Below are 19,435 nucleotides of genomic sequence, written 5' to 3'. Positions count from 1 at the left end.
CTAAGCCTTGGCGCGCACCTTGCGGTAGGGGTGCTCGGTTGCGTGCGCGATTCCGTTGTCGACCATGTCTTGCAGCGTCTTGTTTTTGCGAGCAATCGCGAGGAAGCGCGCGGTCGTGCGCTGTGAGCGAGCGAGTTGCTGTTCGCTGATGTTCTCTACGCCATAGATTTGACGGGCCCACAAGGGCAGGAGTGACAAAATGCCGTTGAGCACGGCGCGCGAGATCCAGTTGTTGACGGGGTTCTTCGTCTTCGGCGGATTGCGCAGCCCCAGAGCAGCTTGAGCCCCGAGATAGTTAAGCGCCTTCGTCTTCTTGCCGTCTTCGATGAACGCATCAAGTTCTGCTTTGGTTTCTGGATGAGGCCCCGGCACATGGAGCTTCTCAGCGATGATCTGCTGTTCCTTTACGAACGCGTCTTGTTCAGCTTGGCTGAGGTTTACACCGAACTTGAGCGCTCCCTCAAGCGAGCCCCAGATGAAGGTGTACATCGTCCATCGCTGCCACTCGGGCCACTTCGCAACATGTTCGGTTCCCGTCTCAGGGTTGGTCCACGTGGCACGCTCGTGCAACATGTCGACGTGCGCTGTGGCTGCGTCTACGTGCGCTTTGTCGCCGAAAGCACAGGTGATGATGAAGTCGCCGGTGCGATCGAACCGGGCCTGACCGGCCTCGGGGCTTTCCGAAGTGATGGAGACGTGGTCGAAGTGATTGAGCATCCCCGTGTCGAGGGCCTGCAACAGCACAGAGGCAACCGCTCCGAGCGTCGCTCCCGAGTCGGAATACACCTTCCAGGTGGCACTTTTGGGTCCGAAATAGCCATCGTCGGCGCGGGGAGAGTCTCGTGACGGGCGAGCGTGCATAAACGGTGCTCCTGTGAGTCGGGGAGTGGGATCGGCTCAACTATCCCATAGCGCGACGTCCGCCGCGGGCGTTTGCAGCTGTGGCAGCCGCAACTGCTGTTGCTAGTGGCTTACGTGAGCAGCAGCTCCCACCCGTCGCCCTCGGCGTGCTCGAAGATCAGGTTGGTTTCGGTGTGCGACACCGCGGGGTGGCCGGTCAGATGAGCCAACACGAACTCTCGCAACTCGCCAGAATCGCGAGCAGCGACGTGCAGCAGGTAGTCGTCAGCGCCAGCCATATGGAACAGACTGAGCACTCCCGGGAGGCTTGGGGCTGCGCGCCGAAACGCCTCAATCTCTTCGCGTGCGTGTTTGACCAGCCGAACGGCGACGAGCGCCTGCACTGTGGCGCCGATCGCAGTCGGATCGATTTCGGCGCGAAAGCGCCGAATCACCCCGTTGCTCTGCAAACGGCGCAATCTCAGAGATACCGTCGATTCTGCGATGCCCAGCGTCGAGGCCAGTGACGAGCCAGATGCCCGTGCATTGGCCGTGAGCGCGCGCAGTAGCGCTCGGTCGGTTTTGTCGAGATCAAGGACCTTCGCCATTCGGCTCCTCCAGAAGCATCGGTACGCAGGATATTCGACGTCACAACGCAATCAATCTGGATGCTTCAGATGCAATTGCTACTTCGTCCATAATCTGTTGTTCTGGCTCGATGGGCAACAGACAGCAACGATTCGATACCCGGGCCGTGCATGCAGGCATGGATGGACTCAGAGAGAGCGGAGCGCACGTTCCTCCAATCGATTTCTCCACCACATACCCATTGCCTGACGTTGACTCCGGTGGTCTGGCGTATGAAGAGCTTGCTACCGGCCAAGACCTCAGCCCTGGGCGAAGCGCGGTGTACCAGCGGCTCTGGCAGCCCGGAGTTGCTCGATTCGAAGACGCGCTCGCCGAGCTCGAAGAAACCGATGGCGCTGTGGCATTTGCCAGTGGAATGGCCGCACTCTCGGCATGCCTGATCGCGTCGGTGACCGCTGGTAAACCTCACATCGTTGCGGTCCGGCCACTTTATGGCGGAACCGACCACGTGTTGGCGAGCGGCCTACTGGGCACCACCGTCACCTGGGCGAGCGTCGACGAGATCGCAGCATCCATTCGTCCTGACACCGGGCTGGTGATCGTCGAGACTCCCGCGAACCCAACTCTCGAGCTCGTCGACCTCGCGGAGGTCTCGCTTGCTGCTGGCGATGTGCCAGTGCTTGTCGACAACACATTCGCGACCCCGGTGTTGCAGAAGCCAAAGCGCCACGGCGCCACCATGGTCTTGCACAGCGCGACCAAGTACCTCGGTGGTCATGGCGACGCGATGGGTGGTGTTGTCGCGGCTGATCAGTCTTGGGTCGAGCGCTTGCGTCAAGTGCGTGCACTAACCGGTGGGCTGCTTCACCCGATGGGCGCATACTTGCTGCACCGCGGTCTACGCACGCTGCCACTTCGCGTTCGGGCTCAGCAAGAAACAGCGGCCGTGCTGGCTGAGCGAGTGAGCGCGCACCCCGCCGTTCGCCGTGTCTTCTACCCGGGACTGCCCGGACAAGATCCCAACGGGTTGCTAGGCACGCAGCTCGACGGCGCAGGGTCGATCGTCGCTATCGAGCTCGCTGGCGGCTACGATGCCGCAGCATGCTTCACCGAATCCTGTGCGCTGATCGAACACGCGGTATCGCTCGGCGGCGTCGACTCGCTGGTGCAGCATCCGGCCTCTTTGACCCACCGGCCGGTCGCTGGTTCTGCCAAACCAGGAGCGGGAGTCGTTCGCCTTTCGATCGGGCTCGAACATGTCGACGACCTCACCGATGACCTCATGGCAGCTCTCGATGCGGCTCATGCTCTTTCGCTTGCTGCGGCTGAGCCCGTCGCAGCCTCGCGGCTGGTCCAGGCGTACTGAGCACTGCGGAGTTCACAGTGAGGCGTAGCCTGAGGTGGTGAGCGCATACGTTTCGGCGTTCGAGTTGTTCTCCGTTGGAGTAGGACCCTCGAGCTCCCATACCGTCGGACCCATGCGGGCTGCCCGCGATTTTGCCGCGCGCCTGCGCGCCGGTGGTTTACTCGATACGGTTTCGCGCGTGACGTGCTCCCTGTACGGGTCGCTGGGTGCAACGGGCATCGGCCACGGCACACCCGATGCTGTCGTGGCTGGGCTCAAGGGGCTTGAGCCTGAGACGGTTGACCCGGCCGATGTGCGTCGGGCGTGGTCGGGGTGGACTGATGGTGCGAGTTTGCTCATCGACGGTTCGCACCCGGTGGTGTTCTCACGAAGCGACATCGAGATGCTGCCGCGCACCCGCTTGCCCGCTCATCCGAACGCGATGACGATGACGGCGCTCGACTGCGACGACGCCATGTTGCTCAATGACACTTACTACTCGGTCGGAGGCGGCTTCATCCGGCGGGAAGGCGAGCCGGCGCGGGTGCAGTCGCACGCTTTTCCGCTGACATTCTCTTCTGCAGATGAATTGCTTGCCACCTGCGACGAGCGGGGCATCACGATCGCCGAAGCCGCACGTCTGAACGAAGAAGCGTTGCGTACCGATGCCGAGATCGCTGCGGGCCTCGACGCGATTTGGGAGGCCATGGCGGGCAGTGTCGAAGCCGGGTTGCACGCTGATGGCATGTTGCCCGGTGGGTTGCAGGTGAAGCGGCGCGCATCAATGATCAGGGGTCAACTGGATGCTGCCGAGGCCGAGGGGCATCAAGAGATACCGGGGGAGTGGATGGGGGCGTTCGCGCTCGCGGTTAATGAAGAGAATGCCGCGGGGGGACGTGTTGTCACTGCGCCTACCAACGGCGCTGCTGGCATTGTTCCGGCAGTGGCCATGTACTGGTGGCGGTTCCTGGCAGAGTCTGGCCTCGGCGCGGGCAATGCGGTAACTCCTTATGGTGAGCTCGTGGGCAGTGCATTGCTCGGGTTCTCGGGCGAGATCGCTGGCGCTGTGGAGCATGCTCAGGCGGTGGCTGACGATGCTGCGGTCGCCGAGGCGAATCGTCGCCGAGGCATCCGTCGGTTTCTGCTCACTGCGACAGCTCTGGGGTCGCTCTTCAAAGCGAACGCCTCGATCTCGGGAGCTGAAGGTGGATGCCAGGCTGAGGTCGGCTCGGCGTGCGCGATGGCTGCAGGGGGCCTCACCGCGGTGATGGGCGGCACCAACCGTCAGATCGAAAACGCGGCCGAAATTGCCATGGAGCACCACCTGGGGTTGACGTGTGACCCGGTCGGCGGGCTGGTGCAGATTCCGTGCATTGAGCGCAATGCCATTGCCGCATCGACGGCGGTCACCGCCGCACGCCTCGCGCTTCGCGGCGACGGATCGCACCACGTTTCGCTCGACATGGTTGTCGAGACTATGCGCCAAACCGGACTAGATATGTCAACCAAATACAAAGAGACCAGTGAAGGCGGCCTCGCCGTCAACGTCATCGAGTGCTGACGCGCGCAGATCACCCGCATCGCCGCTCGCGCCTGCGTAGGCTGGCCCCGTGAAGGAGTATGTCGTTCCCACGCCGAAACGGCGCCGCGGCCGCCCACCCGCCGGCGAGTCGAACACACGCGAGCGCATTCTGCATGCCGCGATCGACGAGTTTGGCGAGGCGGGCTACGACGGAGCCACGATGCGTGCCATTGCGGCGCGCGCAGACGTGGACGCTGCCCTCGTGCATCACTACTTCGGCACGAAGGCTGACCTGTTCGGCGAAGCGGTGGGTGCACCTATGCGACCCGATGTGGCGTTGCCTGAGATTCTGGCCGGGCCTCAATCCGAGGTGGGCGAGCGGATCATCCGATATCTGCTTGAGTCGTGGGACAAGCCCGAGGTGCAACGGCGAGGCGTGGCCCTCATGCGTACAGCGCTCGGCAACCGGCTCACCACACCGCTGCTCGCAGGCTTTCTCTCTCGCGAGGTGATCGGCCGAGTATCAGGCACGCTCGATAGCGACGACGCGCAGCTGCGAGCCAGTCTGGTTGCATCGCAGATCGCGGGCTTGATCGTTGCGCGCTACGTCATCAAGCTGCCAGCGCTGTCGCATGCCTCTGTCGACGAACTGGTGGGACGAATTGGACCGACCGTTCAGGGCTATCTCTACGGTTGACCCGAACTCGCAGTGAAAGGACGCAGATGTCTTTCCAGGCATACCTCGACAACACCGAGGACAAGACCGGAATCACCCCGTGTGAATTTGTCGACCTCGCCACTGCGAAAGGGTTCGGGCCTGGCGCCAAGGCTGGCGAGATAGTCACATGGCTTGCCGACGACTATGGGCTCGGCCGAGGGCATGCGATGGCCTTGGTGCACGTGATCACCAAGGGCCCCAAGATCGCGGCGAAACATGTCGGCACGGCAGGTGCACATTCCGATGTTTCGGATGAGCTTTGGTTGGACGGAAAGGCTACGAATCCCGCAAGCTCTTGACGCTCTATCCTTCACGCGGAATAATTCATCGCATGATGAATAAATTGGCGGATGCTTCATCGCAGTCGCCTGGTGCAGCAGATGCGCCAGCCGTGCAGGTGAGAGGCCTTGAAGTGTCTCGCGGATCCACGAAAGTGTTCGACCGGCTTGACCTCGACATCGCGCGGGGGCATATCACTGGGCTGCTGGGCCCGTCAGGGTGCGGCAAGACCACGCTGATGCGTGCAATCGTCGGGGTGCAGAAGGTAGCTGGCGGCAGTATCACCGTGCTCGGGAGCCCCGCCGGTGCGAAGAACCTGCGCCACCGCGTTGCCTACGACACTCAAGCGGCCTCGGTCTACTCCGACTTGACCATCGAACAAAATCTCAAGTACTTCGCACGCCTCATCGCCGCTGGGTCGAGCGACGTTGACCGGGTAATCGAGCAGGTGGGTCTCGGCACGCAGCGCAGCCAGACGATCGATTCACTCAGTGGAGGGCAAGAGAGCCGCGTCTCACTCGCGGTCGCCATGCTCGGTGAGCCCGAGCTGATTGTGCTTGACGAGCCAACGGTGGGTCTCGACCCGGTGCTGAGGGCCGAACTCTGGCAGATCTTCCGCGGGCTCGCCGACGCAGGCACTACCTTGATCGTCTCCAGCCACGTGATGGATGAAGCCACGCGGTGCGACAGCCTGCTTCTGATGCGAGCAGGTCGGGTCATCGCTGACACCACAGCCCAGCAGGTGCTGCGAGACACCGGCACGAGCGATGCCGAGGCTGCGTTCTTGGCTTTGATCGAACGGGATGCTGCAGCATCCCCGCCGACAGAAACAGACGTGACAGCTTCCGCATCGAAGAAAGCTGCGCCTGCGCCGGCCAAGGCCCCAGTCACACCACCTACTCGCCGAGAAGCACGCGAACAATCAGGGAGCGAGCAATGAACGGCGCTCGCACGTTCGCTACCGCGGGGCGGGTGATGCGCCAGTTGCGTCATGATCCACGCTCGATCGCGCTGATGCTCATCGCACCAAGCCTGCTGGTGGGATTGTTCGCCTGGCTCTTTGTCGATCAAGAGGGAGTGTTCGACACCTTCGGCGGCGCCATTTTGGGGCTATTCCCTTTCATCGTGATGTTTCTCATCACCTCGATCACCACGCTGCGTGAACGCCGTTCGGGCACGCTCGAACGGTTGATGACGACGCCGATCAGCAAGACGGACTTCATTCTTGGCTACGCCCTCGCATTTGGCTTGATGGCCGCGATTCAAGCAGTCGTGACGGTTTCGTTCGCCGTGTTCGTGTGCGGACTCACCGTCGATGGTCCGCTGTGGCAACTCGGCTTGGTCGCGGTGATCGACGCGGTTCTCGGCGCCGCTCTCGGGCTGCTGGCGAGCGCTTTCGCGCGCACTGAGTTTCAAGCGGTGCAGTTCATGCCGTTGCTAGTGTTCCCGCAGATCATTCTGGGTGGCTTGTTCATGCCCCGCGAAGATATGCCCGACGCGCTCTATGTGATCTCGAACTTTCTGCCGCTCAGCTATGCGATCGACACCATCAACGCGGTGACCGTCGGCGATGAGGGGTGGGACGTATTCGGTCCGATGCTCGTGGTTGCCGCTTTCACCATTGGTGCGCTGGTTCTTGCGCCGCTAACACTGCGCCGCAGAACGCCCTAGCAACGGACTCAGTCGTCGGGTGTGACGTGTCGCAATTTCGTAGTCAGCGCGCGGAGCTGCTGGAGTTCTTCGTCGCTGAGCACTGCCATCCTGCGGGCAATGGATGCTCCGTGGCGCGACGCGATGCGCCGGAACAAGGCCGAACCTTCGTCAGTTGCGCGAACCAGCGAGCCGCGTCCGTCGTGCGGATCGGGGCACTTGGTCAGCAGGCCTCGGGCTGTCATGCGATCAACGAGACGTGACACGCTGGGCTGACTGATGAGCATGTTGCCAGTGACATCTCGCAGGCGCGCGGTGAGGTCCTCGCCACGCGTGACGGTCAACAGCACGTCGTATTCCTCTTGTGAGAGGGTGTCGTCGAAGTCATCGCTGATCTCGGCGAATACCCCGTGCTGAGCGCGAAACAGACTCTCCCACGCATCGATAGCAAGACGACGATCGGTCATGACTTCAGAGTAGCGACTTGCCGCCTGGTCGTAGGCTGGGCGGGTGATCGACAAGCAAAGGGAACAACAGCGCGTGGGGCGCATACGCTCCCGATGGGTTCGCCTAAGCGCGCTCGTCACGTTGCTATCGGTGTTGCTCGTGGGCGGCGCGGCGGCGCCTGCGCTCGCCGACGCGCAGATCGCCTCTGGTGTGGTGATTGCCGGCGTCGATGACTTCACCTTTCAGAGCTTGGACGTCGAGTACGAGCTTGGCCGTGCAGATGACGGCACCAGCACGGCTCTGGTGACCGAGACATTCGTGGCGTTGTTTCCTGAGTATGACCAGAACCGCGGCATGCGGCGCAGCATCCCAGATTCGTATTTAGGCTCCCCGACCGATCCTGAGCTCATCTCGATTACCGATGGCAACGGAAACCTTCGCCCGAGCGAAACTGACCACGAAGACGGCTACTTCTCGATGACATCGAGGTCAGACGACTATGTGTATGGGTCGCAGACTTACGTGTTCACCTACACGCTGACAAACGTCACCCGATACTTCGAGAACACTGGCTCCGATGAGTTCTATTGGAATGTGAACGGCACCGAGTGGAGTCAGCCGTTTGGGCAGGTCACCGCGCGGGTGACGATGGCCGATGAGTTGAACGCCGCGCGCACCGGCCAGCAGGCCTGCTACGTGGGCTACGCAAACGACACCACAGTGTGTGCGATTGCCGACGAGGGTGACGCTCTCGCAGCCGGGGCATCCAACGTGCTGGCCTACCAGACGATGACCGTGGCGATCGGCTTCGAAGCGGGAACGTTCAGCGCCTTCAACCCGTCGATGTTTGCGTCGGGTTGGGGGTGGGCGCAATTGCTCGCGGCGCTCGCGCTGATCGGTTCGGTGGTGTGGGCTGGCGTAAATCGGGCACGGTTCCTGCGAGATGCCCCCGGGCGGCCCACCATCATCGCCGAATTCACTCCGCCGCCGGTGGTCGACGCGCTCGAGAGTGCGGTGTTATTGGGCCTTACGGCCAAGGCGATTCCGGCAGAGGTTCTTGAACAGGCCGTGGTGGGAAGCCTGCGCATTATTGAGGGTGAGCGCAAGTTCTTCGGGGGCGCAAAGCTCATCGCGCAATTGGTCGACCCGTCTAGGGCAGATGGTGATGGACGGATGCTCTTGAGGGGCCTCTTTCCGAATGGCCAGCCCGGCGACGAGTTCGAGTTTGGTCGCAGCGACACTCGGTTCTCGTCAGCGGCTCAGAAGATCTTGAAGGCCGCACAACAAGAGCTCGTCAACCGTGGCCTTCGTCGTGAAGTGCCCGCCGGCGTGCGCGCCTTGCCCATCTTGCTGGCGGCGGTTTCTGCAGGTGCGGTGCTGTTCTTCGGGCTCATCGCGATCGCCAACTTCGTTGACGGCCTGCTGCTGTTCGTGCTGTTGATTGCGGCGATCCCCGCGTTCTTCGTGGTCATTGCTCTACTGACGCGCAAGCCGTTGACCGCCAAGGGTGCTGAGGTGCGAGATCACCTCAAGGGACTCAAAGTATTCATCGAGTGGGCTGAGGCCGATCGCATCCGGATGCTGCAGTCTCCCGCCGGTGCGGAACGGTCGCCCGTCGACACCACAGACTCGCGACAGATGTTGCGACTTTACGAGAAGCTGTTGCCTTTCGCGGTCGTTTTCGGTCAAGAAAAGGAATGGGCTGAAGAGCTTGCGGTTCTGTATGGCGTGGGCAACTCGCCAGGTTGGTACGTGGGCGCTGCCGGGTTCAACGCAGCATCGTTCTCGAGTGGAATCTCTACGCTTTCGGCCAGCACAGCCTCGTCGTCATCGACGTCGGGTGGCTCGAGTGGTGGCGGTTCAGCTGGCGGCGGTGGCGGCGGTGGCGGTGGCGGCGGAGTGTGAGCCACTTCGTCAGTGCAGCATCCATCAGTTTTAGGCAAAAGTAAGGCCCGGTCAGAGAGGCTTCTGACCGGGCCTTGTCCCTTGCACCAAGAGTGTCCTGCAATCACATGTCGGTAGCTGCCACAGCAAAACAACTACCGTTCCTGAACTCTATAACGGAAAGATAACGGCGGCAAGCGTTTGGCGTTATCTGTTTGTGATTATTTTCGGAGCATGGTGTCGACTAGTTGTCAGGCGTGGCAGCCTGATGCCGATTCTGTTGATGCCCGCGCCTAGCGAGATGCGGTGGCGGGGCGTCATTCCATAAAGTTGTGCACAATCTAATTGCGTGCAATAGTTGAGCCATGGCCAAGGAATCACTCGACGACATGCTTTGTTTTTCGCTGTATGCGGCATCCCGAGCCGTCACCCAGGCCTATCGCGCAGTACTCGCCGATTTCGACCTGACGTACCCGCAGTTTCTCGTAGTCATATCGCTGGATCACGCTGGCGAGCTGTCGGTAGGAGAGCTGGGGGCCGCGATGCAACTCGACTCAGGCACGCTGTCGCCGCTCGTGCAACGGCTCGAATCGCGCGGTTTCTTGACGCGAGAACGACGAGTCGGCAATGAACGGGTGGTGGTGGTCGCGCTGACCGAGGCAGGCCGCGCGCTCCGCCGCGACGTCTCGCTTGCGGTCGAGTGCCTACCCGAGGCCTACGGCATCAAGCGCGACGAGATTGTTGGCTTGCTCGACCAGTTGCATCGCATCACAGTAAACATGGGAGAGCTCACGACATCGCTTCGTTCCCCGGCGCCTGCCTGAGCATCCACGACCCCTACCCCTGAAATACACCGGCATCTGTCGGTGTTTCGACGCGAAATCGTCTCTCTGAGCGAAATCGTCTCTCTGAAAGGAATCCCCACATGAGCGTTCTCTACACCGCTGAAGCTCTTTCGACCGGCGCTGGCCGCAATGGTCACGTCGCCACGACATCGGGTCACGTCAATCTCGACATGGCCATCCCGACAGAGATGGGCGGGTCCGGAAACGGCGCGAACCCTGAGGAGCTGTTCGCGGCGGGTTACGCCGCGTGCTTCCACTCTGCTTTGCAGAGCGTTGCTCGCAACCAGAAGGTTGCCATCGCAGACACCTCAGTAGGCAGTCGCGTGCACATCGAGCCCAACGGCGAGGGCGGCTTCGTGCTTTCCGTAGACCTTGAGGTAGTTATCCCCGAACTTGAACACGACGCGGCGCAGGCGCTTGCAGACGCCGCGCACCAGATCTGCCCATACTCGAACGCAACCCGCGGCAACATCGTCGTGAACGTCACCGTCACCGACGACTGAGCGCGCCGAGCAGCTATGCCCGCAGCGTCACCAAACTGGTTCGAGGGCGCTGCGGGCGCGGCGACAACTGTGGTGAGAAAACGCCCAGATCCCTCGGTTCGCGTTCTGTCAACTCGACTGAGATCAGACAGCGTGGGTGCGAAGATCGGAGCATGGCTAGCGATCGCGAGAACCGAGCCGACGAACGACGTGCCGATGGTGATAACGAGGGGCCCGTCGAAGAAGAGCTTGAGGTCGAGTTCGAAGATGTCGTAGGTGAGGGCGCTGAGCGCCTGCACCGCACTTTTCGCGCGACGCTTGTGACAGGCTTTCTCGGCGGTATCGAGGTGGGTATTGGCGTGCTCGCATATCTGGGCGTGCTCTATGCCACGGGCGATCAGCTGCTCGCCGGTGTGGCGTTCAGCGTCGGCCTGGTTGCGCTGCTTTTGGCCCACAGCGAGCTGTTCACCGAGAACTTTCTCATGCCGATTGCGGCGCTGGTTGCTCGAGAAGGAACGGTCTTGCAACTGGTCAAGCTATGGACGGGAACGCTGATCGCCAATCTCTTCGGTGGCTGGTTGATGATGCTCATCATCGTGACCGCGTTCCCTGAATGGCACGATCTTCTCGCCGAAACAGCGCACCACTTTATTGACGCGCCTTTTGATTGGCAGTTCGTGGCACTCGCCATCTTGGGCGGCGCAGTAATCACCCTGATGACTCGGATGCAGGAGGGCGCCCACTCTGAGATGCCGAAGATCGCTGCCGCCGTCGTCGGAGGGTTCGTGTTAGCGGGGTTCCAACTCTTTCATTCGATCCTGGATTCGCTGTTTGCCTTCGGGGCGATCGTCAGTGGCGCCGACATCAGCTATCTCGACTGGGCGGGGTGGTTCTTCCCTGTGCTGGCGCTCAACCTATTGGGCGGAGTGGCGCTGGTGACAGCCCTGCGTATTGTCCGCGGGGGGCGAGCTCTTTGAAGTTCGCCGACACAACAACAAGAGCGCGAAAGCCGCGGACTAGACCTACTCCGAGAGCGACCGACTGAGAACAGACAGCGTTGCCGCGCGTGCCTCGCGGGCTGCGACTCCGCGACGAGCGGCGAGCAGCGCCACGACCGACTCGGTCATGAGCATGAGGGCGGCGCGTGAGGTGTGAACAAGTTCTTCGCGAAACGAGTCATCGATGGGCGCGACGACGAGTGTCACATCAGCGCGCTCAGCGGCTGCAGATCGCGGGAACGAAGTAATCACCAGCACGGTTGCGCCGCTGGCTCGCGCCGTATCGATTACCTCGAGGGTTGCGCGGTTTGCCCCGGAGCCCGAGATAACAAGACAGGCTGAACCCTTGCCGAGCTGAGCTGCTGTGATCTGCTGGCCCATGGTGTCAGACATATACTCGGTGGATCGCCCGCTCGACACCAGCCGCATGGCAAGGTCAAGGCCGAGCGGGGCGGATAGACCATTCGCCGCGACAAGAACCCGGTGCGACTCGTCCAGCACGCGCACGAACTCTTCCAGTGACTCCTCGGTGAGCGCAGAGGTCGTTTGGCTAAGCCGGCCCGCTACTCGGTCGATCGATGCCCTGACGGCACCGAGCATCGTTCCATCTGAAGCATCCGGTGCGGACGACCCGCCAAGCGCCACTTCCCGTGTGAGTGCGACGCGCAGCTGCGGATAGCCGTCGTAGCCGAGCGATTGAGCGGTGCGAACAACCGTGGCCCGACCCACCCCGACGAGGTCCGCGATTTCTTGAGCGGTGCGTTCGATCGCGTTCTCCGCGTCGCCGGCTATCGCCTCGGCCACACGTCGCTCGCTGGGCTGCAGCGAAGGGGCGAGCATCGCGATCCGCACGGTAGGAGGCGCCTCAGCTGACCCTGACCACATCGCTACTCCTTGTTCTCTTCAGTTTGGCGGGGGCCTTCGTCGACATGCGTGCGCCGTTCATGATTCGTCGCCGGATTGCTCCAGAGATAGCATCCATCAGCATCGTGACGACGATGACCACAATCAGCAGCATCCCGACCGTATCCCACTCGCGAAAGTTCGTGTAGTTCGCGAGCATGGTGCCGATGCCGCCGGCACCAACAAGGCCGAGCACAGCCGAGGTGCGAATGTTGATCTCGAATCGGTACAGCGCGAACGACATCAGCGTGGGTGCTGCGGCGGGCCACAAAGCCCAACGGGTCACCTCGGCAGTGCCACCGCCCGCGGCGCGGACGGCTTCGGACGCCCCTTCTTGCACAGACTCGACCGTTTCATAGACCCACTTGCCCTGTGTTCCGATTCCCGCGATACCCAGCGCCAGTGCCCCGGTGAACGGAGTGAGGCCAGTGATGGTCAACAGGATCAGGGCGATGATCACCTCAGGAACTGCTCGGATCACCGCGAACAGCCAGCGAAGCGGCAGCCGTATCCACACGGGTCCGACCGAGCGGGCGGCCAGCATGCCTAGAGGAATGGAGACGACCACACACATGATCGCGCCCACCCATGCCATCGAGATCGATCGCCACATCTCGAAAAGTGCGCGCGGCAACTTCTCCCAGTTTGGGTTCTCGAACATCAAGACGGAGTAGTGCCACACCTGTCCAGGCACGGCGCCCAGATCGCTCCAGTCGATGGGCAATCCCGCAGCCGCGACGATGATGATCACGCCGGCAACCAGTGCCCATAGCGCGGGCACCACACGTGACGGACGCGGTGGCACGGCGAAGTCGGTGTGCTGATGACTCATACGAGACGCCTCCGGAGTGCATTGGACGCGATTTCGATCAGGATCACCACGACGAGAATCTCGAGAATGATGATCGAGACATCGTCGTATGCATAAAAAGCGCGTCGTTCGTCGAGAAGCCGGCCGATGCCGCCAGCGCCGACGATTCCGAGGATGGCTGAGATACGCACATTGAGCTCGAGCGTGTAGAGCCACTGGTTGGCAAAGAGCGGCCATGACTGCGGCAGCGCCGTCACGCGGTTGATCTGTGCTTGTGTGCCACCCGCGGTGTGACCCGCTTCCATGTAGTGGTGGTCAGCCGAGTCGATTGCTTCAGAGACCAGCTTCACGATGATGCCGATGTCGAACAAGAACAACGTCATGAGGCCAGGCAGAGCCCCGACGCCTACCATCGCGACCAGGATCGTGGCGTAGACGAGGTCGGGGACTGCGCGCACGACATTTATGACCGTGCGGACGGTATTGCGGGTGAAAGAGTTCGGGTTGGTCGGAGACGCCGCCCACAGTGTGAGCGGCACCGAGACGATCGCGGCCGCGACGGCGCCGATCAGCGCCATCTGCAGCGTCTCGATCATGGGCTCGATGGTGCGCGGGATGAACGAGAAATCGGGCTGGAACAGCTGCGCCATCAAGCCCGAGCCGTTGTCCCAATTGCGAATGAGCGCACCGAAGTCGAGGTTGATGCCGCCGATGGCAGGGGTGCACGTAGCGATAGTGAAGGCGACGAATGCCGCAACGATTAAAGCGACGCGCAGCCGCGCCGTGGGTTTGGGCGGAAGTGTGAATTCGCGAGCGGGCGCGCTCACGAGCCAAGCCGATCGTCTGGCTGGATCGGCCGACCGTAGATCTGCTCGAAATCCTTCTCGGTGGCATCTGCCGCGGAGCCGTCATAGACCAGTTCGCCGTCGCGCAACCCGATCATTCGCGTCGTGTAGGTGCGCGCAAGATCCATCAGGTGGATGTTGACCAGCACAGTGAGGCCAGCGTCGGTGTTGATGCGACGCAAGTCGTTCATCACGGTATGCGCGGTCGGTGGGTCAAGGCTCGCAACCGGCTCGTCGGCGAGCATGACACTCGGCTCTTGGGTGAGGGCGCGAGCAATCGCGACGCGCTGCTTCTGGCCGCCCGAGAGCTGGCCAGCGCGAATCCATACCTTTTCGAGCATGCCGACTGAATCGAGCGCGCCGAGTGCGAGCTCGCGGTCGTGGTGTGTGGTGATGCCAAGCATCGTGCGATAGCTCGGCGTGTGCGCGAACCTGCCGACGAGCACGTTGCGATACACACTCGTGCGGTCGGCGAGGTTGAATCCCTGGAAGATCATGCCGATGTGCCCACGCAAGCGGCGTAGCTCGCGCCCCCGCATGCCCGTCACCGTGTGCGGTCCGACGGTGACGATGCCGCTGGTCGCGCCGACCAAACCGTTGATCGTGCGAATGAGCGTCGACTTTCCTGAGCCCGAAAGCCCGACGATCGAGACCATCTCGCCAGCGGCGATGTCGAGTGACACTCCGCGTAGCGCGCGGGTGCCGTTGGGGTAAGTCACCGACACGTCGTCGAGACTGATGGACCACGACGCGGAGGCCGAGGGGTGAATCCCGGCCTCCGCGCGATGCGGGTCAATGTGCATGCATCGACTCTTTCAGTGAGTTGTTCAGTTCGAGAACTGAGCGAGGATCTCGCCGTAGCGGGCGATCTCGTCTTCAGCGGTTTCGCTCGTCCAGTCCGAGAGACCAACGAGGTCGAACATGACGCTCGCTGCCTCTTCGGATGAATCGGCGTAGCCGTCCATCAGTTCGGTCAGGTCAGTGACCAAGTCAGCGGGCAAGGTGTTCGAGACAGCCACGCCGCCGTTGGGGATCATGTCGGTGTAGGCGAAAGCTACGACCTTCTCGGCGATGTCAGGTGCTTCTTCGGTGACCGTGGTGCGGGCATCCCAGTAGGCGAAGCCGATTTCAGCGTCGTCGTTGTAGACCGCGAGCACCGCGTTGTTGTTGCCCTCGACGGGAACCTGAGTGATTCCTGCATCGGTGTCGATGCCTGCTTCGCGCATTGCAACGACGGGGTACTGGTAACCGGCAGGTGACGTTGCTGCCTGCAGGGCAACCATGGTTCCGTCACTGATCTCAGCCAATGAGTCAAGGCCTGCTGCGCCCTGGCCCATGGCAGCCTCGCCGGCCGCTTCGATGCCGTTGCAGTACGACAGCTCGATGTCGCTCGCCGCATAAGTCGACATCACGGGCTCGTCGGCGCAGTACTTGTCGGGGTTATTCGTGAATGCGACAGACGCGTACGAGGTGGCACCGAAGCGCACGTCACGAAGAACCAGTTCGGCGTCGTAGCGGTCGGTGGCGTTGTAGAGCGAGCCAGCGTCGGTGATGATGACCTGCGCCTGGTCGGCGCCGAGCGCCTCAACCGTGGCTGCATAGTCGGTAGCGACCACGCCGTTGACCTCGATGCCGAGGTTGTCAGACAGGTAAGTCGTCAGCGGGTCGAGTGCTTCGGCGAGGTCTTCACCCTCGACCGACGGCACGAGAGAGATCGTGATCGACTCGGGCCACTCGGTGACCTCTTCGGTCGACGCGGTGTCGGAGCTGCTACTGCAGCCGGCGAGGGTGAGGGCGGCGGTAGCCGCGACACCCGCGATGAGCAGGGACTTGCGCATAATCAGTTGGACCTTTCGGGGGACGTGGTGTTCGGGATGGCGGAAGAAGAAGTAGAGGCTGCGACCCAGGCGATGATCTCGTCGTAGAGGTCGGCGAGGCTAGCGCCTCGCATCGTGGTGGCGACAGCTGAGCTTGATGCGGTGGCGCCGACCAGCGCGGTGTCGGCACCCAGGCGGCTCGCCGGCGCAAGGTCGAACTCGAAAATGTCGCCGATGGAAAGCACGGGGCCGCGATCGAGAGCGGCGGTCAGCACTGGCTCCAGCCCTTCGGGCTTGCCGACGCTGAAGTGCATCGCGTCGAACACGTCGGCGACACCCCAGGATTCGAGCACGGCGACGACGCCGCTCCCTGGTGCGTTGGTGGCCAGTTCGAGGTTCGCTTGCGCGCCGACGCGCTCGAAGAACTCGGCGAGACCCGAGGGTGGGGCGACCGCGGCGCCGTCAGACCCCAGGATGGCGCGTGATGCGTTGTACGAGGCGCCGATGACGTCTCGGTCGACTCCTTCTGCCAGCGCGACGCTTGTCACGGCGTCGTATCCGTCGCGGTAGCTGTGCTCTCCGCTTGCGAAGGCTGCCAGTGCAGCATCCGCTCGGTCGATGAACTCGGCATCGTTCATGCGTGCCGAAATCTCGCGGGCGAACGCCGTGATGGGGCCATCGCCGAGTGCAAGCGTGCCATCGAAATCGAAAAATATGGTGGGGCTCACGGCTCTCCTTCTCATCCGGACTGCTTTCCAACCCGGTGTGGACGTTGCGTCCATGATTACCCACGAATGTGGACGAAGCGACCATCCTGCGTAAACAGTGTGTGAACTCCGCTCTACGAGCAACGCACGTACGCTGGTGCCTTGTGATCGATGCTCTGGATGCTGCCGCTCAGCAGTCCGAGCGTGACGCCGTAGCCACGCTCGACAAGTACCCGTGGCTGGGTGCCGCAATCGACGCAGACGCCACAGCCGGGCGCTTTGCCGAGTGGGGCGCGTCCACGGTCGTCGACGAGAACATCGGCGCGGCCGTGATTAGCCGAACGGTCTTCGATGCGCTCCACGATCGTGCCCAACTACAAGCGCAGTGGCCGGTGGGCAATGCCGGGGTACTGCACGTTTACGGGTACTTGCTCTCAAGAGCCGAGACGCCCTACGGACTGAAGCGTGCCCGCTGGATGAACGGACACCTTGCAATCGCATGCGGGCTGCCCGCCGACGCCTTTGTGCCGTGGGCCTCGCCTCGTACACTGCTTGAGCGCGTCGGCGAGGCGGCGCACTCAGCGCTGTCGCGTGCCGCGTGTATTCGTGAAGCTGGTGGTGCAACACTTGCGCTCGAGCGCACGTCGCAGTCGGAGGAGTGGGCGCTCGTGTACGCGGTCGATGGCTTGCTCGTCACAACCTTTCCGGTGGTGTCGGTGGAGCAGATCCTTGCAGAGTGGGATGCTGATCCGCAGCGCCTACGTTGGAATGCGGTGCGCTGAACGAGCCCCTAATCTGCCGCGATGGCCGCGGCGCACCTAACCAAGCATACCCCCCAGGGTATGCTAGATTTGGTATAGGCAACCGAGAGGACCAACCATGTGCATGCGAGTTACTTGCCCGATCTGCGGCAAGGCGACGTGGGATGGCTGCGGCCAACACATTGAAGAAGCACTCGCCGGCGTTCCCGCCGAGCAGCGCTGCCAGGGGCACGACAATGCCTGATCGCGTCGATGCGACTCAGCCGAAGACCATCGTTGTTGTTGGCGGCGTTGCAGGAGGCATGAGCTGCGCTGCCCGAGCCCGCCGCCTTGACGAGTCTGCCAACATCATCGTTCTCGAGCGCGGCGAGCATGTCTCGTTCGCGAACTGCGGCCTGCCCTACTTCGTCGGGGGAGAGATCGAAGATCCTGCCGCGCTGCTCGTGCAAACGCCCGCATCGCTTCATGCCGCGCTCGCCCTTGACGTACGACCCGGCCACGACGTGGTCGGCCTCGACGCATCGAAGAAGACCGTCACGGTGCACACCGCGGAGGGCGAACAGAACATCGGCTTTGACGCGCTCGTGCTCTCGCCGGGTGCCGCCGCATTCGTGCCACCTCTGCCAGGAATCGACTCGCCGCGCGTGCGAACACTGCGCACTGTGAACGATGCCACCGATCTGCGAGACATGGTCACCGGGGGAGCGCGGCGCGCTGTCGTGCTCGGCGCAGGCTTCATCGGAATCGAAGCAGCCGAAGCGCTCGCGGCCCAGAACCTGGAGGTCACGGTCGTCGAACTCGCTCCTCAGCCGTTGCCTCCCATGGAACCCGAACTGGCCTGGCTGATCACCGAAGAGTTGCGCCAGCTCGGCATCGACCTGCGCGTCGGGGTAGCTGCAGCATCCATCGAACCAGGCGTCGATAGCGACACCGTCGTTCTCGCCGACGGCTCCCGAGTGGATGCTGACCTGGTCGTCGTTTCGGTCGGAGTCCGCCCCGACACCGAGGTCTTCGAGCAGGCCGGAGTCGCCTGCGAGCGCGGCGCAATCATTGTAGATTCGCACGGACGCACCAACGTGCCCGGCATTTGGGCGGTCGGCGACGCCACGCTCAGCGTCGACTCGGTTACCGGCGCTCGGCGTCCGGTGGCGCTCGCGGGCCCCGCGAACCGCGCTGGCCGTCTGGTCGCCGATGACATTCTGCGTCCGGATCTCGCTCGTGAGATTCCGCAGCCGGTCGGCACCGCCATCGTGCGGGTCGGCTCGCTGGCTGCAGCACTCACCGGCGCCAATCGGCGAGCACTCGTTGACGCGGGTGTCGAGTTTCGCACGCTGCACCTGCACGCGAATCAGCATGCAGGCTACTTTCCCGGCGCCACCCAAGTGCACCTGGTTGTGCACATCGCTCCCGAAGACGGCCTGATTCTCGGCGCGCAGGCAGTGGGCCTCGAGGGCGTCGACAAGCGCATTGACGTGCTGGCAACCGCGATTCGTGCGGGCATGACCGTCGACGAGCTGATCGATCTCGACCTGGCATATTCGCCCCCATACGGCCAGGCGAAGGACGCCGTCAACCTCACCGGCATGGTCGGCGAGAACGTGCTGAACGGCACCCTCAAGCTCTGGTACGCCGATGACCTCGACGAGGTGCTCAACACCTCTCTCGTGCTCGACGTTCGTCGCCCTGATGAGTGGGTGAAAGGTCACCTTCCCGGCGCGCTGCACATTCCGCACACAGAGTTGCGCGAACGAATCGACGAGGTTCGCGAGCAGGCCGCCGGGCGGCCGGTGCGCGTGATGTGCGCGTCGGGCGTGCGCTCGGCGATCGCTCACCGCGTCGTTACCCAGGCGGGTATGGATTCGGCGTCGCTTTCGGGTGGCATCCTCACCTTGCATGCCGCACTCGGCGATCGCGCGAATGAGCTGCTTGAGACGGAGTCGGTGCTGCAACCTGTCTAGAGCTGGGTGAGAGCGGCGCGCGCGCTAACGATCGT

21 protein-coding genes are annotated in these 19,435 nt (G+C 62.6%); 12 read left to right on the top strand and 9 right to left on the bottom strand.

Translation table 11 applies throughout. The annotated features are described in order from the left end of the window. Both AB0O81_RS06605 and AB0O81_RS06600 read right to left on the bottom strand, forming a co-directional pair. Entirely contained in the window at nucleotides 1-861 is an 861-nt protein-coding gene (locus AB0O81_RS06605; protein WP_363582455.1) for an oxygenase MpaB family protein, read from the bottom strand. A gap of 110 nt (nucleotides 862-971) precedes the next feature. Then, nucleotides 972-1,448: an Lrp/AsnC family transcriptional regulator gene (locus tag AB0O81_RS06600; protein WP_363582453.1), complete on the bottom strand. Its 477-nt coding sequence runs from the start codon at nucleotides 1,446-1,448 to the stop codon at nucleotides 972-974. 110 nt (nucleotides 1,449-1,558) lie between these two features. Between AB0O81_RS06600 and AB0O81_RS06595 the strand changes: the two genes are divergently transcribed. The 6 genes from AB0O81_RS06595 to AB0O81_RS06570 are packed head-to-tail and all read left to right on the top strand — an operon-like array spanning nucleotide 1,559 to nucleotide 6,963. Next, nucleotides 1,559-2,794, top strand: a complete 1,236-nt coding sequence (locus tag AB0O81_RS06595) for an aminotransferase class I/II-fold pyridoxal phosphate-dependent enzyme (RefSeq protein WP_363582451.1) — start codon at nucleotides 1,559-1,561, stop codon at nucleotides 2,792-2,794. A gap of 37 nt (nucleotides 2,795-2,831) precedes the next feature. Then, nucleotides 2,832-4,334: an L-serine ammonia-lyase, iron-sulfur-dependent, subunit alpha gene (locus AB0O81_RS06590; protein WP_363582449.1), complete on the top strand. Its 1,503-nt coding sequence runs from the start codon at nucleotides 2,832-2,834 to the stop codon at nucleotides 4,332-4,334. Nucleotides 4,335-4,383: 49 nt separating this feature from the next. Next, nucleotides 4,384-4,992, top strand: coding sequence for a TetR family transcriptional regulator (locus AB0O81_RS06585; protein ID WP_363582447.1), 609 nt, complete (start codon nucleotides 4,384-4,386; stop codon nucleotides 4,990-4,992). 26 nt (nucleotides 4,993-5,018) lie between these two features. Then, nucleotides 5,019-5,312: a DUF4287 domain-containing protein gene (locus tag AB0O81_RS06580; protein WP_363582445.1), complete on the top strand. Its 294-nt coding sequence runs from the start codon at nucleotides 5,019-5,021 to the stop codon at nucleotides 5,310-5,312. A gap of 32 nt (nucleotides 5,313-5,344) precedes the next feature. Next, a complete protein-coding gene (locus AB0O81_RS06575; protein WP_363582443.1) occupies nucleotides 5,345-6,232 on the top strand; it encodes an ABC transporter ATP-binding protein in 888 nt (295 codons plus the stop codon). Further along, a complete protein-coding gene (locus tag AB0O81_RS06570; protein ID WP_363582441.1) occupies nucleotides 6,229-6,963 on the top strand; it encodes an ABC transporter permease in 735 nt (244 codons plus the stop codon). Before AB0O81_RS06575 ends, AB0O81_RS06570 begins: the two co-directional genes overlap by 4 nt. A gap of 8 nt (nucleotides 6,964-6,971) precedes the next feature. On the opposite strand, the gene AB0O81_RS06565 is transcribed toward AB0O81_RS06570, so the two are convergent. Then, entirely contained in the window at nucleotides 6,972-7,409 is a 438-nt protein-coding gene (locus tag AB0O81_RS06565; RefSeq protein ID WP_363582439.1) for a MarR family winged helix-turn-helix transcriptional regulator, read from the bottom strand. Nucleotides 7,410-7,452: 43 nt separating this feature from the next. Here AB0O81_RS06565 and AB0O81_RS06560 point away from each other — a divergent pair, with 43 nt between their 5' ends. The 4 genes from AB0O81_RS06560 to AB0O81_RS06545 all read left to right on the top strand — a co-directional run bounded on the left by AB0O81_RS06560 (nucleotide 7,453) and on the right by AB0O81_RS06545 (nucleotide 11,577). Further along, the gene (locus AB0O81_RS06560) at nucleotides 7,453-9,294 is read left to right on the top strand and encodes a DUF2207 domain-containing protein (protein WP_363582437.1); all 1,842 of its coding nucleotides are present in this window, start codon (nucleotides 7,453-7,455) and stop codon (nucleotides 9,292-9,294) included. Between the two features lie 344 nt (nucleotides 9,295-9,638). After that, nucleotides 9,639-10,097 (top strand): MarR family transcriptional regulator, encoded by a 459-nt coding sequence (locus AB0O81_RS06555; protein WP_363582435.1) that lies wholly within the window; start codon nucleotides 9,639-9,641, stop codon nucleotides 10,095-10,097. A 101-nt stretch (nucleotides 10,098-10,198) separates the two neighbouring features. Beyond that, the gene (locus tag AB0O81_RS06550; RefSeq protein WP_363582433.1) at nucleotides 10,199-10,621 is read left to right on the top strand and encodes an organic hydroperoxide resistance protein; all 423 of its coding nucleotides are present in this window, start codon (nucleotides 10,199-10,201) and stop codon (nucleotides 10,619-10,621) included. A gap of 152 nt (nucleotides 10,622-10,773) precedes the next feature. Then, nucleotides 10,774-11,577, top strand: a complete 804-nt coding sequence (locus AB0O81_RS06545; RefSeq protein ID WP_363582431.1) for a formate/nitrite transporter family protein — start codon at nucleotides 10,774-10,776, stop codon at nucleotides 11,575-11,577. 45 nt (nucleotides 11,578-11,622) lie between these two features. Here AB0O81_RS06545 and AB0O81_RS06540 read toward each other — a convergent pair whose 3' ends face one another. From AB0O81_RS06540 to AB0O81_RS06515, 6 genes are read right to left on the bottom strand one after another with little or no spacing between them, the layout of a single operon-like run. Beyond that, entirely contained in the window at nucleotides 11,623-12,483 is an 861-nt protein-coding gene (locus tag AB0O81_RS06540; protein ID WP_363582429.1) for a MurR/RpiR family transcriptional regulator, read from the bottom strand. Continuing rightward, a complete protein-coding gene (gene phnE / locus AB0O81_RS06535) occupies nucleotides 12,464-13,333 on the bottom strand; it encodes a phosphonate ABC transporter, permease protein PhnE (protein ID WP_363582427.1) in 870 nt (289 codons plus the stop codon). The genes AB0O81_RS06540 and phnE (AB0O81_RS06535) overlap by 20 nt, the downstream gene beginning before the upstream one ends. Further along, a complete protein-coding gene (phnE, locus tag AB0O81_RS06530) occupies nucleotides 13,330-14,139 on the bottom strand; it encodes a phosphonate ABC transporter, permease protein PhnE (protein ID WP_363582425.1) in 810 nt (269 codons plus the stop codon). The genes phnE (AB0O81_RS06535) and phnE (AB0O81_RS06530) overlap by 4 nt, the downstream gene beginning before the upstream one ends. Beyond that, nucleotides 14,136-14,960 carry a phosphonate ABC transporter ATP-binding protein gene (phnC, locus tag AB0O81_RS06525; RefSeq protein ID WP_363582423.1) on the bottom strand — a complete coding sequence of 275 codons (825 nt, stop codon included), beginning with the start codon at nucleotides 14,958-14,960 and terminating at the stop codon, nucleotides 14,136-14,138. The genes phnE (AB0O81_RS06530) and phnC overlap by 4 nt, the downstream gene beginning before the upstream one ends. 24 nt (nucleotides 14,961-14,984) lie before the next feature. Continuing rightward, on the bottom strand, nucleotides 14,985-15,995 hold the full coding sequence (phnD, locus tag AB0O81_RS06520) for a phosphate/phosphite/phosphonate ABC transporter substrate-binding protein (RefSeq protein WP_363582421.1): 1,011 nt from the start codon (nucleotides 15,993-15,995) through the stop codon (nucleotides 14,985-14,987). A 2-nt stretch (nucleotides 15,996-15,997) separates the two neighbouring features. Then, a complete protein-coding gene (locus AB0O81_RS06515) occupies nucleotides 15,998-16,702 on the bottom strand; it encodes an HAD family hydrolase (RefSeq protein ID WP_363582419.1) in 705 nt (234 codons plus the stop codon). 143 nt (nucleotides 16,703-16,845) lie between these two features. Between AB0O81_RS06515 and AB0O81_RS06510 the strand changes: the two genes are divergently transcribed. After that, nucleotides 16,846-17,463 (top strand): amino acid deaminase, encoded by a 618-nt coding sequence (locus AB0O81_RS06510; RefSeq protein ID WP_363582417.1) that lies wholly within the window; start codon nucleotides 16,846-16,848, stop codon nucleotides 17,461-17,463. Between the two features lie 215 nt (nucleotides 17,464-17,678). Next, nucleotides 17,679-19,400 carry an FAD-dependent oxidoreductase gene (locus AB0O81_RS06505; protein ID WP_363582646.1) on the top strand — a complete coding sequence of 574 codons (1,722 nt, stop codon included), beginning with the start codon at nucleotides 17,679-17,681 and terminating at the stop codon, nucleotides 19,398-19,400. The last annotated feature ends 35 nt before the right edge of the window (nucleotides 19,401-19,435 follow it).

The sequence above is a fragment of the Microbacterium sp. NPDC076911 genome (assembly GCF_040687125.1).
Classification (GTDB): Bacteria; Actinomycetota; Actinomycetes; order Actinomycetales; family Microbacteriaceae; genus Microbacterium.
This window is presented reverse-complemented; position numbering and strand designations above follow the sequence as displayed.

What these genes read in the sequence shown, in the direction of transcription:
- phnC (WP_363582423.1), bottom strand. Translation starts at nt 14,960, where the DNA reads ATGCACATTGACCCGCATCGCGCGGAGGCCGGGATTCACCCCTCGGCC.
- AB0O81_RS06565 (WP_363582439.1), bottom strand. Translation starts at nt 7,409, where the DNA reads ATGACCGATCGTCGTCTTGCTATCGATGCGTGGGAGAGTCTGTTTCGC.
- AB0O81_RS06550 (WP_363582433.1), top strand. Translation starts at nt 10,199, where the DNA reads ATGAGCGTTCTCTACACCGCTGAAGCTCTTTCGACCGGCGCTGGCCGC.
- AB0O81_RS06595 (WP_363582451.1), top strand. Translation starts at nt 1,559, where the DNA reads ATGGGCAACAGACAGCAACGATTCGATACCCGGGCCGTGCATGCAGGC.
- AB0O81_RS06545 (WP_363582431.1), top strand. Translation starts at nt 10,774, where the DNA reads ATGGCTAGCGATCGCGAGAACCGAGCCGACGAACGACGTGCCGATGGT.
- AB0O81_RS06505 (WP_363582646.1), top strand. Translation starts at nt 17,679, where the DNA reads ATGCCTGATCGCGTCGATGCGACTCAGCCGAAGACCATCGTTGTTGTT.
- phnE (WP_363582427.1), bottom strand. Translation starts at nt 13,333, where the DNA reads ATGAGTCATCAGCACACCGACTTCGCCGTGCCACCGCGTCCGTCACGT.
- phnD (WP_363582421.1), bottom strand. Translation starts at nt 15,995, where the DNA reads ATGCGCAAGTCCCTGCTCATCGCGGGTGTCGCGGCTACCGCCGCCCTC.
- AB0O81_RS06580 (WP_363582445.1), top strand. Translation starts at nt 5,019, where the DNA reads ATGTCTTTCCAGGCATACCTCGACAACACCGAGGACAAGACCGGAATC.
- AB0O81_RS06555 (WP_363582435.1), top strand. Translation starts at nt 9,639, where the DNA reads ATGGCCAAGGAATCACTCGACGACATGCTTTGTTTTTCGCTGTATGCG.
- AB0O81_RS06605 (WP_363582455.1), bottom strand. Translation starts at nt 861, where the DNA reads ATGCACGCTCGCCCGTCACGAGACTCTCCCCGCGCCGACGATGGCTAT.
- AB0O81_RS06540 (WP_363582429.1), bottom strand. Translation starts at nt 12,483, where the DNA reads ATGTGGTCAGGGTCAGCTGAGGCGCCTCCTACCGTGCGGATCGCGATG.
- AB0O81_RS06600 (WP_363582453.1), bottom strand. Translation starts at nt 1,448, where the DNA reads ATGGCGAAGGTCCTTGATCTCGACAAAACCGACCGAGCGCTACTGCGC.
- AB0O81_RS06575 (WP_363582443.1), top strand. Translation starts at nt 5,345, where the DNA reads ATGATGAATAAATTGGCGGATGCTTCATCGCAGTCGCCTGGTGCAGCA.
- AB0O81_RS06570 (WP_363582441.1), top strand. Translation starts at nt 6,229, where the DNA reads ATGAACGGCGCTCGCACGTTCGCTACCGCGGGGCGGGTGATGCGCCAG.